This window comes from Streptomyces sp. NPDC079167 (genome assembly GCF_040686735.1).
Lineage (GTDB): Bacteria > Actinomycetota > Actinomycetes > Streptomycetales > Streptomycetaceae > Streptomyces.
The window spans coordinates 26,501-38,901 of sequence record NZ_JBFBLO010000006.1; the positions used below are offsets into that span (position 1 = coordinate 26,501).

10 protein-coding genes and 1 pseudogene are annotated in these 12,401 nt (G+C 71.7%); 6 read left to right on the forward strand and 5 right to left on the reverse strand.

Annotated elements, in window-relative coordinates; genetic code table 11:
* Nucleotides 1-9 precede the first annotated feature (9 nt).
* From AB0P41_RS14350 to AB0P41_RS14360, 3 genes and pseudogenes are all read left to right on the forward strand, one after another.
* Nucleotides 10-557: pseudogene (locus tag AB0P41_RS14350) on the forward strand (hypothetical protein).
* A 4-nt stretch (nt 558-561) separates the two neighbouring features.
* Nucleotides 562-1,371 (forward strand): HAD family hydrolase, encoded by an 810-nt coding sequence (locus AB0P41_RS14355; protein ID WP_356707754.1) that lies wholly within the window; start codon nt 562-564, stop codon nt 1,369-1,371.
* 123 nt (nt 1,372-1,494) lie between these two features.
* Entirely contained in the window at nt 1,495-2,040 is a 546-nt protein-coding gene (locus AB0P41_RS14360) for an NAD(P)H-dependent oxidoreductase (protein ID WP_356707755.1), read from the forward strand.
* On the opposite strand, the gene AB0P41_RS14365 is transcribed toward AB0P41_RS14360, so the two are convergent.
* The 5 genes from AB0P41_RS14365 to AB0P41_RS14385 form a co-directional block, all read right to left on the reverse strand.
* A complete protein-coding gene (locus tag AB0P41_RS14365; protein WP_365932171.1) occupies nt 2,033-2,677 on the reverse strand; it encodes a TetR/AcrR family transcriptional regulator in 645 nt (214 codons plus the stop codon). The genes AB0P41_RS14360 and AB0P41_RS14365 overlap by 8 nt on opposite strands.
* A gap of 196 nt (nt 2,678-2,873) precedes the next feature.
* Complete coding sequence (locus AB0P41_RS14370) at nt 2,874-3,761, reverse strand: ABC transporter permease (RefSeq protein ID WP_356707757.1); 888 nt, start codon at nt 3,759-3,761, stop codon at nt 2,874-2,876.
* Nucleotides 3,748-4,737, reverse strand: a complete 990-nt coding sequence (locus AB0P41_RS14375) for an ABC transporter ATP-binding protein (RefSeq protein ID WP_365932173.1) — start codon at nt 4,735-4,737, stop codon at nt 3,748-3,750. The genes AB0P41_RS14370 and AB0P41_RS14375 overlap by 14 nt, the downstream gene beginning before the upstream one ends.
* 145 nt (nt 4,738-4,882) lie before the next feature.
* The gene (locus AB0P41_RS14380; protein WP_356707759.1) at nt 4,883-6,124 is read right to left on the reverse strand and encodes a DUF2092 domain-containing protein; all 1,242 of its coding nucleotides are present in this window, start codon (nt 6,122-6,124) and stop codon (nt 4,883-4,885) included.
* Nucleotides 6,125-6,321: 197 nt separating this feature from the next.
* Nucleotides 6,322-7,332, reverse strand: coding sequence for a polyprenyl synthetase family protein (locus tag AB0P41_RS14385; RefSeq protein WP_356707760.1), 1,011 nt, complete (start codon nt 7,330-7,332; stop codon nt 6,322-6,324).
* Between the two features lie 156 nt (nt 7,333-7,488).
* On the opposite strand from AB0P41_RS14385, the gene AB0P41_RS14390 reads away from it, so the two are divergent.
* The 3 genes from AB0P41_RS14390 to fahA all read left to right on the forward strand — a co-directional run bounded on the left by AB0P41_RS14390 (nt 7,489) and on the right by fahA (nt 12,332).
* The gene (locus AB0P41_RS14390; protein ID WP_365932176.1) at nt 7,489-8,988 is read left to right on the forward strand and encodes a peptide MFS transporter; all 1,500 of its coding nucleotides are present in this window, start codon (nt 7,489-7,491) and stop codon (nt 8,986-8,988) included.
* A gap of 9 nt (nt 8,989-8,997) precedes the next feature.
* Entirely contained in the window at nt 8,998-10,992 is a 1,995-nt protein-coding gene (locus tag AB0P41_RS14395; RefSeq protein WP_365932178.1) for a CocE/NonD family hydrolase, read from the forward strand.
* 110 nt (nt 10,993-11,102) lie between these two features.
* A complete protein-coding gene (gene fahA, locus AB0P41_RS14400; protein ID WP_356707763.1) occupies nt 11,103-12,332 on the forward strand; it encodes a fumarylacetoacetase in 1,230 nt (409 codons plus the stop codon).
* The last annotated feature ends 69 nt before the right edge of the window (nt 12,333-12,401 follow it).

Here is a 12,401-nt window from a genome sequence, read left to right on the forward strand (position 1 = left end):
AGTGCCCGGATGGGGACGATCCTGAAGGACATGAGGCACGTTCAGTGGCATGAGCTGCGCCATGCCCAGGGCTCCGCGTCCCAGGTCCCCGGGATGCTGTCACGGATCGCCTGGGGCGACAGCGAGTCGGCCGAGGACGCCCTGAGCGATCTGGGGCAGTGGATCGGCGCCCTGGCCGTGTTCGACGCGACGGCCGCCACGGTCCCGTTCCTCTGGGAGCTCGCCGCCATGGAGACCGTGAAGGACCGGGTTGGGGTGCTCGGCCTGCTGGGGACGATCCTCGCCCATGGCCACGCGCACCACCCGGAGTGGACGAGGGACGCGCATCTCGCTGTGCTGGCCGGGCGGACGACGGCCGAGCGGCTGGTCACGGACGGCGATCCGGCGGTGAGCGCGGCGGCCGCGGCCCTGCTGACCGCGTGCGCCGGGCACGGCTGCCCGGCCTGCCCGCCGCGGTGAGCGGGCCCCGGAACGCGCCGGATCGGGCCGCCACCGACCGAGCCGACCGTCCCCGCAGGTCAGCGGCGTACGGCGGGAAGGCGATCTCTCTAGGCTGACCCCATGGTCACGCCACCCGCCGCATACACCCTTGTCGCCACGGATCTGGACGGCACACTGCTGCGTTCCGACGACACCGTGAGCGCCCGTTCCCGTGCGGCTCTCGCCCGCGCCGCCTCGGCCGGCGCACGGCATCTGATCGTCACGGGCCGGCCGGTGCCCGGCATACGCGCCCTGCTCGGGGACCTCGGCTACGACGGGCTCGCGGTCTGCGGGCAGGGCGCACAGGTGTACGACGCCGGGTCGGCCCGCATGCTGAACTCGGTGACGCTGGACCGGGAGCTGGCCGACACCGCGCTCGGCAAGATCGAGGCCGAGGTGGGGCAGGTGTTCGCCGCGGTGGACCAGGACGGCGCCGACGGCAGGACCCTGATCGAGCCGGGCTACCGCATGCCGCACCCCTCGCTCCCGGCGCAGCGCGCAGGGCACCGGTCGGAGCTGTGGGCGGCGCCCGTCATCAAGGTCCTGATCCGCCACCCGGAGCTGACGGACGACGAGCTGGCCGCCGCCGCCCGAGGAGCGGTGGGTGATCTGGCGTCCGTCACGATGGCGGGCCCCGGCACGGTGGAGCTGGCCCCCTTCGGCGTGGACAAGGGCACGGGAGTCACCCTGGCCGCCGGGCTGCTGGGCCTCGACCCCGTCGGCGCGGTGGCGTTCGGCGACATGCCCAACGACCTGCCGATGTTCCGCCTCGCCGGCCACCGGGTGGCGATGGCCGACGCGCACGCGGAGCTGCGGGCCGCCGCCGACGAGATCACGCTCTCGAACGAGGAGGACGGCGTCGCGGTGGTCCTGGAGCGGCTGTTCGGCTGAGGACATGCGCCCTCCCGGGACCTCGCGACACCCGGCGGCCGAAAAGCACCTCCCATAACTTCATGCACATGCATATGATGCGTACGCCGGTAAAAGCCGCATGCAATCACTTGGGGGCATGGCATGACCACGCGCGACTTCCTCTTCCTGCTCGGCAGCAGCCGCACCGGCGGCAACACCGAGACGCTGGCCCGGCTCGCAGCCGAGCAGCTCCCGGCCGGCACCGGACAGCGGTGGCTCGACCTGCGGGACCTCCCGCTGCCCGACTTCGAGGACCGGCGGCACGCGGACGGCCACCCCGTCCCGGCGGGCAACTCCGCGACCTTGCTGGAGGCGACGCTCGCCGCCACCGACGTGGTCATCGCCTCACCGCTGTACTGGTACTCCGTGTCCACCTCCACCAAGCGCTACCTCGACCACTGGTCGGGCTGGCTGGAGGCCCCCGGCGTCGAATTCCAGCGGCGGATGGCCGGGAAGACGCTGTGGGGGGTCACCGCGCTCGCGGACGACGACCCGGCGGTCGCCGAACCGCTCGCGGGCACCCTGCGCAATTCGGCGCGGTACCTCGGCATGCGGTGGGGCGGGGTGCTGCTGGGCAACGGCAGCAGGCCCGGTGACGTGCTGACCGACACCGACGCCGCGGCCCGGGCGAAGGTCTTCTTCAGCTGACGCCCCCCGTCCCGGGGGCGCCCCCACCACCGGGGGCGTCCCCGGCCCCGCCGGCGGGGCCTGACAGGGACCGCAGGACATGGGCCACCAGCGTGGCGACCGTCGCCTCGTCCTGCGGCGGCTTCCGCAGCACATGGCGGTAGTAGACGGGCCCGTAGAGCAACTCCACCGCGAACGGCAGATCCGCGCCGGCGGGTATCTGCCCCTGCTCCTGGGCGCGCCTCAGGCGCCCGACGGCGGCCTCGAAGCGGGGGTCGACCAGCTGTTCGCGCACGGCCAGCGCGAGGCCGTCGTCGTGGTGCATCTCGGACAGGATCCCGGAGTAGGCCGGGCCGTACGGCGGCGTGGAGATCAGTCTCACCAGACCGTTGATGTGCGTCCGGAGGTCGGCCTCGATGTCGCCCGTCTCCACGAACGGTGTGGCGCCGGCGAGCACCTGGGCGAAGGCCTCCAGCATCACCGCGACCTTCGACGGCCACCAGCGGTAGATCGTCTTCTTGCTCACGCCGGCGCGGGCCGCGATGGCCTCGACGGTGACCCGGCCGTACCCCTTCTCCGTACACAGCTCCAGGGCGGCGTCCAGCGTCGCCCGTCGTGACCTCTCGCTGCGGCGCAGGGAACTCGGCGATGTGATCATTCGGTGAGCATAGGGGGATTCCGCCCACCGCTTGTTGACAGGTCGTCGCCAAAAGTCGAACAATGACCAAGCTGGAAACGGAACGTACCGTGTCGTGACGTTCCGTGCAGTACACCGTTCGTGCCGTTCGTGCCGCGACGAGCCGATCGGGGGACGGCTCGACCGGCCGACGGTACGGACGGCCCGTGCCGGGCCCTCAGACGGTGACGTCCTTCGTGGTGAAGCGCGCCCAGGCCGCGGAGCCGAACACCGCCGCGTACACCGCCTGCAGACCCAGGTTCCTGACCATCTCGTCCCAGTAGACCGGGTCACGCAGCAGGTCCGTGAAGGACAGCCAGTAGTGCGGGAAGAGATACGGATGGATCGCGTGCAGCTGCGGCATGGTGTCCAGGATCTGCACGGTGACCAGCACCCCGACCGTGGCCGCCATCGCCGCGATCCCGCTGTTGGTGAGCGTCGAGACGAAGAGACCCAGCGCCGCGAAACCGACGAGTGACACCGCGACCGCCACCGCGATCAGTCCGGCCCGCAGGAGTCCCTCGCCGAAGCCGATCCGGGTGCCCGAGATCGTCGTGACCTCCCCGACGGGGAAGAGGAGCGCCCCGGCCGCGAGCGCCGACGCCGCCACGACCAGGGTGGCGACCAGGCAGAACACCAGCACGGACGCGTACTTGGCGAGGAGCAGCCGGGTGCGGCCCGCCGGAGCCACCAGCAGATAGCGCAGGGTGCCGCCGCTCGCCTCGCCCGCGACGGAGTCCCCCGCGACGACGCCGACGGCCATCGGCAGGAAGACGGGCAGCGTCGCGGAGAGGGCCGCGAAGACCAGGAACAGTCCGTTGTGGGTGATCTGGGAGAGGAAGGCGGGCCCTCCCCCGCCGCCGGGCCCGCCCCGGGATCCGTCCCCCGTCTCGATGCGGACGGCGATCCCGATGAGGACGGGGACGGCCGCCAGTACCCCGAGCAGGGCCAGGGTGCGCCACCGGCGGAGCGTGGTGGTCACTTCGGAGCGGAGGATCCCGAAGGTCCACAGCGCACGGCGCGCCGCGGGGGGCGCCGGCGGCGCCGTGAGTTCAGCCTGCGACATCAAATCCCTCTCCGGTGAGCGCGACGAAGGCGTCCTCCAGCGAGGCCCGTTCGACGCCGAAGCCGCGTACACGGACGCCGCCGCGCACCAGGGCCGCGTTGAGGTCCGCGAGTTCCACCTCGCCGGGCGGCGCGTCGGCGTTCACCCGGTCCCCGTCGGTCACGATCCCCGTCGCCCCCTGTTCCGCGAGGATCCTGGCCGCGTCACCGGGGTCGGGCGTGGTCACGGCTAGCCGGCCCCGGACGCCCGCGGCGAGCGTGGCGACCGGGCCCTGGACGAGGAGCCGGCCGCGGGCCATCACCGCGGCGTGGGTGCAGACCTGCTCGATCTCGTCGAGCAGGTGGGACGAGAGGAAGACGGTGGTGCCCTCGCCCGCCAGCTCCCGCACCAGGGAGCGGATCTCGCGCATGCCCTGCGGGTCGAGGCCGTTGGTCGGTTCGTCCAGCACGAGCAGTCTGCGCGGCTGGAGGAGGGCGGCGGCCAGCCCGAGCCGCTGCTTCATCCCGAGTGAGTACGCCTTGGCCTTCTTGCCGGCCGCGGCGGCCAGCCCGACCCGCTCCAGGGCGTTCCCCACGCGCACGCGCCGGGTGCGTGGATCGGCGGCCGGGTCGGCGGAGTCGAAGCGTACGAGATTGTCGCGGCCCGTCAGGAAGCCGTACAGCGCGGGCCCTTCGATGAGCGCGCCGACGTGCGGGAGCACCGACCGGGCGGCCGCCGGCATGGGGCGGCCCAGGACCTGTGCGGTGCCGGAGGTCGGGTCGATGAGCCCCATGAGCATCCGGATCGTGGTGGTCTTGCCGGAGCCGTTGGGCCCCAGGAAGCCGAAGACGCTTCCGGCGGGGACGGCGAGGTCGAGCCCGTCGACGGCCAACTGCCCGCCGCGGTAGCGCTTGGTGAGCCCCCGCGTCTCGATCACCGCGCCGCCGGGCTCCCGCCCCGCGTCCGGTCCGGCCGTGACGGCCGCCGTGTCGGTCATGCGCCTTCCCGGTCCTGTCCCGCCGTGTCCGGCTCCCCGCGCCCCGTGCCCGCCTGCGGCCCGTCGCACGGACCGCCCCGCCGTACGGAGCGTACGACGGGGCGGGGTGTACGGAGCGTACGACGGGGCGGGCGTACGGTGCCTCCTACTTCGCGGTGTCGGCCGCCTTGACCAGCGCGTCCTTGGTGACCGCGCCGACGTAGACCTTGCCGTCGTCCGTCATCAGCGCGTTGACCAGGCGCGTCTCGAAGACCGTGCCCGAGCCGAAGTCGCCGGTGACCTTGTCGCCGAGCGCGTCGAGGAACTGCTGAGCCTGCGCGGGTACGTCACCCGAGCCCTGGGCGGGCAGGCCCGCCCCGCCCGGCAGCTCGATCTCGGCGACGGCGTTCCAGCCCTCGCCGATGACGTCGAGGCCCTTGAAGTCCTCCAGCGCGCCAAGGTCCTTGTGCACCTTGTCCGCCGCCGCGCCCTGCTTCTCCGCCCCGGCCTCCAGCTCGTCGGCCTCGGTCACCTTCGCGCCCTTGGGCGGGGTGAAGGAGAAGGAGGAGGCGTCGGGCTTCCCGAAGTCGACCTCCGTGAAGCCGGCGTCGACCGCCGCCTTGCCGCCGCTGCTCGGGGCCAGCGTAAACTTCAGCGGTACGCCGGTCGAGGCGTCGACCGCGACGGTGACGGAGCCGATCGTCGAACCGGACTGCTTCGGCTTGATCACGAGCTTGTAGGCGTCGCGCCCCGCCACCTGCGCCGTGCCGTCGACGGTGACGGACGTGGTGTCGTCCGCGGCGGCGAGCGCCTCCTCGGCGAGCTCCTTCGGTGTGGCCGGCACACCCTCGGGTGCCTTGTGCTCCCCGGCCTTGCCGCCCTCGCGCCCGGTCCCGTCGGACTCCGCGTGGTAGACCTCGTTGCTCTCGCTGTCGTATCCCCAGATGTCGTCCCCGTTGTGGACGAGGCTGTACTCGGAGCCCTCGCCGAGGATCGAGAGACGCTGCTTGTCGGGGCCGTCGGCCGCGACCCGGAGCGTGTGGGTCCCGGAGGCGAGCTCCATCAGCTTGGCGTCGGGGGACGCGCTCGACCCGCCCGGTCCGGATGCGGTGTCCGGCGCGAAGGAGCCCGCGAGCCCGCCGAGCGACGGGATGCCGAGGTCGGTGCTGACCTTCACCGTGCCGGACAGCTGTTCCTGGTCCGATGAGGCGATCTTCTCGATGAGTTCCTGCGCGGTGATCTTCGGGAGCTCCGGGTCTCCCGAGTCCGCGAGTGCCGGGACGAGTCCGATCGTCGCCGCCGCCACTCCCGCCACCGCGAACGGGACGATGTAGCGCGCCGCCTTCCGGCGGCCCACGACAGTGCCCGTGGCCTCGCCGTTGGTCTCTGCGCTGTCGTTCGGTGCCATGTGTGCTCTACCTCCGTGGTCGGCGGCTGCCATCCCGTTGCACGTTTCCACTCCCCGCCGCCATTCTCACCCGATGTGGTCAGGAGTGGTTGTTCTCCATCTGACCAAATCGGGCGGCGACAAGCGTCAGCCCCCGGGAGCAACTCCGCGTACCTCTCGGGGATGACCCGGTGCGGGCACCCCTAAGGGGCCCCGGGTCATCCCGCGCGGTGCACCACGGCGTCGCACAGTTCTTCGAGCGCGGCCTTCGCGTAGCACTCGGGCAGGGGGGCCAGGGTCGCCCGCGCCTCCTCGGCGTAGCGGACGGTGTCCCGCCGCGCCTGTTCGAGGGCCGGGTGGGCACGGAGCCTGCGCAGCGCCTCCGCGAGCGTGGCGTCGTCGGCGAGGTCGCCGTCGAGCAGCTCCACGAGCTCCTTGTCCTCCGGACGGCCCTCGGCCGCCGCCCTGGCGCGCAGGTGGAGGACCGGCAGGGTGGGGATGCCCTCACGCAGGTCGGTACCGGGCGTCTTGCCCGACTCGTGGGAGTCGGATGCGATGTCCAGGACGTCGTCGGCGAGCTGGAAAGCGATGCCGAGGCGTTCGCCGTACTGGGTGAGGATGTCCACGACCGACTCGTCGGCCCCGGCCATCAGGGCGCCGAACCGGCCGGACACGGCGACCAGCGAGCCGGTCTTGCCGCCCAGCACGTCCATGTAGTGGTCGACGGGGTCGCGTCCGTCGCGCGGGCCCGCGGTCTCCAGGATCTGACCGGTGACCAGGCGTTCGAACGCCTCCGCCTGGATACGGACGGCCTCCGGCCCGAGGTCGGCCAGGATGTGCGAGGCGCGGGCGAAGAGGAAGTCGCCCGTCAGGACGGCGACGGAGTTGCCCCAGCGGGTGTTGGCGCTGTCCACCCCGCGGCGCACGTCCGCCTCGTCCATCACGTCGTCGTGGTACAGCGTCGCCAGGTGCGTCAGTTCGACGACCACGGCCGACGGGACGACGCCCGGCGCGTCGGGGTCACCGAACTGGGACGCGAGCATCACCAGCAGTGGCCGGAAACGCTTGCCCCCCGCGCTGACGAGGTGCTGCGCGGCCTCCGTGATGAAGGGGACCTCGCTTTTGGTGGCATCGAGCAGCCCCGCCTCGACAGCGGCCAAACCGGCCTGGACATCGGCCTCAAGAGCCTGGTCCCGCACGCTCAGTCCGAACGGCCCGACGACGGTCACGAGGGGATCTCCTGTCTGCTGACGATCACACGGAATGTCGATGTGTCGTTGTCCTCACTCAAGTCAGCGTATCCGGTCCCCTTTGGATCACCGTGGGCGCCTTCCCGCCACCGCCGGTATGTTCGGCATCAGCTCATACGATCAGGAGTTGTCGCTTTGTCCCACGCCCCGACCGGTACCGAACCGGCCCAGCCACCACCCGGAGACGATCACGCCTTCTTCGGCCAGCCACGGGGCCTGATGACCCTGTCCGGACTGGAGGTCTGGGAGCGTTTCTCATTTCTGGGGATGCAGGCGATCCTGGTCCTCTTCTTCGCCGACACGGTCGCGAACGACGGCATGGGCATGGACCCGGGCACCGCCGCGTCCGTGTCCGCCGCCTACGGCACTCTCGTGTACCTCGTCTCCGTCGCCGGCGGCTGGCTGGCCGACCGGATCCTCGGTTCGTACCGCGCCGTCCTGTACGGCGGCGTCCTCATCGCCTGCGGCCACTACGCCATGGCCGTGCCGACCGCCACGATGACCTGGGTGGGCCTCGGCCTGATCAGCGCGGGAACGGGGCTGCTCAAGCCCAATGTCGCCTCGATGGTCGGCAAGCTCTACCGCACGGAGGACCAGCGCCGCGACGCCGGCTTCGCGCTCTACTACATGGGCATCAACATCGGCGCCTTCGCCGGCCCCCTGATCACCGGGTGGCTCGGCGAGCACGCGGGCTGGCACTGGGGCTTCTCGGCCGCCGCCGTCGGCATGACGCTCGGCCTGATCCAGTACGTCGCCGGCCGGCGTCACCTGGCCGGGCGAAAGCACGCCGCGGAGTACGCCCTGGCGCCCGGCCCGATGCGCCGCGCCGTGCTGACGATCGTGGCCGGCGTCGTGGTGGCCGCGCTGGTGGCGACCGCCCTGGCGCTGGCCGGCTGGCTCACGATGGACCGGTTCGTCGACGTGCTCACCCTCGTCTCGGTGATCGCGCCCGTCGTGTACTTCGCCGTGATGTTCAGGAGCCCCCGGGTCACCCCGGAGGAGCGCGGCAGGCTCCGGCCGTACGTCGTGCTGTTCCTGGCCTCCGTGGTCTTCAACTTCATCCTCTTCCAGGCGTACTCGACGATGATGCTGCTCGCCTCGACGAACGCCCGTACGGAGATCTTCGGCTTCCACTTCCCGGCGAGCTGGTACGCCTCCGCGCTGGGCGCCTTCGAGGTGGCGCTGGCGCCCGTGGTGGCAGCCGTCTGGGCCCGGATGGGACCGCGCCAGCCGCACGCGTCCAACAAGATCGCGATCGGGGTGATCCTCGGCGGGCTGTCCTTCCTCCTGATGGTCATCCCCACCTCGGGTCACGCCGACGACGCGTACAAGATGGCCGCCTGGTGGATCGTCGGCTCCTATCTGCTGCTCGGCCTCGGCGACATCCTGCTGGAGACCTCCGGCATGTCCGCCACCACCAAGCTCGCCCCCAAGGCGTTCGCCAGCCAGACGATGGCGCTGTGGTTCCTCTCGCTGGCCCTCGCCAACGGCATCCAGGCACAGATCGTGAAGCTCTACGGCGAGGTCTCCAACCCCGCCTACTTCGGTGTCAATGGCGCTATCGCGGTGGCGGCCGGTGTGGCCGTCATCGCCGCCGCTCCCTGGCTCAAGCGCACCATGCACCCCGTCCACTGAGGTACCGCCATGCAGATCCGCACCGATTTCCCGTACGAGACCACCCACGAGGACCTCTACATCCCCCTCGCGGACGGCACCCAGCTGTACGCCAGGATCTGGCGGCCGGTCACCGACGAACCGGTGCCCGCGCTGCTGGAGTACCTGCCCTACCGGCTGAGCGACTGGACGGCGCCGCGCGACTGGCAGCGTCACCCCTGGTACGCGGGCCACGGCTACGCCTCCGTACGGGTCGATGTCCGCGGGCACGGCAACAGCGAGGGCATGCCGGGCGACGAGTACGACGCGCAGGAGCTCGCCGACGGGGTCGCGGTCGTGCACTGGCTGGCTCAGCAGGAGTGGTGCTCGGGGCGGGTCGGCATGTTCGGCATCTCCTGGGGCGGCTTCAACTCGCTCCAGATCGCCGCGCTCGCACCGGAGCCCCTGAAGGCGGTCGTCACCGTCTGCTCGGCCGACGACCGCTACGACAACGACGTCCACTACATGGGCGGCTCCGTCCTCGGGGTGGACATGCACGCCTGGGCCTCCACCATGCTGGCCTTCGTCTCCCGGCCCCCGGACCCGGCGGACGTCGGTGACGACTGGCGGGACATGTGGCTGCGGCGGCTCGAGAAGGTGGAGCCGTTCATCCACACCTGGCTCGCGCACCAGACACGCGACGACTACTGGAAGCACGGCAGCGTCTGCGAGGACTACGGCGCGATCCAGGCGAAGGTCCTCGCGGTGGGCGGCTGGCACGACCCGTACCGCGACACCGTCCTGAGGCTCGTCGAGCACCTGGATCCCGGGCAGGTACGCGGGCTGATCGGCCCCTGGTCGCACCAGTACCCGGACCGGGGGCTCCCTCCGGGGCCCGCGATCGGCTTCCTCCAGGAGACGCTGCGATGGTGGGACCAGCACCTCAAGGACCAGGACACGGGGGTGATGAACGAGCCCCTCCTGAGGTCCTGGATCAGCGGCTCGCACCCTCCCGCCACGGTGTACGAGACGCTGCCCGGCCGCTGGGTCGGCGACGCGACCTGGCCGTCCGCGAACGTCGCCCCGGTGACGTACGCCCTGGAGGGCGGGGCGCAGACCGTCCGCTCACCGCAGCAGACCGGGCTCGACGCCGGCCGCTTCTTCCCGTTCGGCAACGACGCCGACCTGCCGCCCGACCAGCGGGACGAGGACGCCAAGTCGGTGTGCTTCGAGTTCCCCGTCGAGGACGCCCCGATCGAGATCCTCGGCCGTCCGCGGGTGACGCTCCTGGTCCGGATGGACGTACCGCGCGGCCAGGTGATCGCCCGGCTCTGCGACGTGGCCCCGGACGGCGCCTCCACCCTGGTGACCCGCGGGGCCCTCAACCTGGCCACCCGTCACGGGCGCGACCGCGCGGAGGACTGGCCCGTCGGGGAGACCGAGTACGTGACCTTCGAGCTGAACGGCATCGGGCACACCTTCCCGCCCGGCCACCGGATCAGGGTCGCCCTCTCCTCCTCGTACTGGCCGTGGATCTGGCCCCAGGCCGGTTCGGCGGGCTTCACGCTCGAGGCGGAGGGCAGCCTCGTCGAGCTCCCGGTGCGCCGGCACACCGAGGACCCGGGCATCACCTTCGGCGAGCCGGAGCAGTCGGAGCCGCTCGGCGTCGTGTACCCGGTCACACTCGACGAGCAGCGCCCGGAGCGTCTGGTGGTCCGGGACGTCGCCAAGGGAGAGTGGCGCCTGGAGGTCGATCCGCGTTACGGCGGCACGCGTGTCTACCCCGACGGGCTGGAGTTCACCGAGGACGCCCTGGAGACGTACACGATCCAGGAGGACGACCCGCTGTCGGCGCGGGCCCGTTCGGACTGGACGATCCGGCTGCACCGGCCCGAGATGGCCTGGGACGTGCGGATCGAGACGCGTTCGGAGACGAGCGCGGACGCGGACGACTTCATCACGTCCAACGAGGTCGTGTGCAGGGACGGTGACGAGATCGTCTTCCACCGGACCTGGGAGAAGAGGATCCCCCGCACGGCGGGCTGACCAGGGTTATCGCGTAACTTTCCGGGCATTACGCCTACTTGAGGCGCTGCCGCCCGCCGAAGGCGGCCACGTACCGTGTTCCTCAAGCGACTGGAAAGGGGCAGCGACAGATGCCCGAGCAGAGCAGCCCGCTCGACCTGGCCGAGGGCGATCCCTTCGGTCCGCACAACCTTCCGTACGGCGTGTTCTCCACCCCTGGACACCCCGAGGACCGAAGGGTCGGAGTCCGTGTGGGGAAACACGTGCTGGACGCCGGGGCGGCGGCGCACGCACTGGGTTCGCCGTACGCCCGGCTGCTGGCGCAGCCGAGCCTGATGCCGCTGCTGGCGGCGGGGCGCACCGCGTGGCGGGACGTGCGGCGGGCCCTCACGGCGTGGGTGACGGTCCCGTCCCACCGCCCGGACCTGGAACCACTGCTGTACCCGCTCGACTCGGTGACCCTGCACCTGCCGTACGAGGTCGCGGACTACGTCGACTTCTACGCCAGCGAGCACCACGCCACCAACGTGGGCCGGATCTTCCGTCCCGACGGCGCGGCCCTCACCCCCAACTGGAAGCATCTGCCGATCGGTTACCACGGGCGGGCCGGCACGGTCGTCGTCTCCGGCACGGACGTGGTGCGCCCCTCCGGGCAGCGCAAGGCACCGGCCGACCCCGCCCCCGTCTTCGGCCCCTCGGTGAAACTGGACATCGAGGCCGAGGTCGGCTTCGTCGTCGGTGTCCCCTCGGAGCAGGGCTCCCCCGTGGCGCTGGGTGACTTCCGCGAGCACGTCTTCGGGCTCTCCCTGCTCAACGACTGGTCGGCGCGTGACATCCAGGCCTGGGAGTACGTGCCGCTGGGCCCCTTCCTCGGCAAGTCCTTCGCGACGTCCGTGTCGGCGTGGGTGACCCCGCTGGAGGCCCTGGACGCGGCCCGCACGGCGCCGCCGGCCCGTGACGCCGAGCTGCTCCCCTATCTGGAGGACGCGGACGACGAGGAGCCGGGCGGCTTCGACATCCGGATCTCGGTGGAGATCAACGGACAGACCGTCTCCGAGCCCCCGTTCGCCTCCATGTACTGGACGGCGGCCCAGCAGCTGGCGCAGATGACGGTGAACGGCGCGTCGCTGCGCACGGGCGACCTGTACGGATCGGGCACCGTCAGCGGGGCGGAGCCGGAGCAGCGCGGCTCCCTGCTCGAACTGACCTGGAACGGCCGCGATCCGCTGGACCTGGCCGACGGCAAGCGGACGTTCCTGGAGGACGGCGACACGGTCACCCTGACTGCCTGGGCGCCCGGTCCGCACGGCACGCGGGTGGGGCTCGGCGAGGTCACCGGACGGATCACGGCCGCGCCGTGAGCAAGGCCGGCCCGGCGCCGGGGACACGGCCGGGGCCGGCCGCGAGGTGGGTACGCCCTGTGTCCGCGC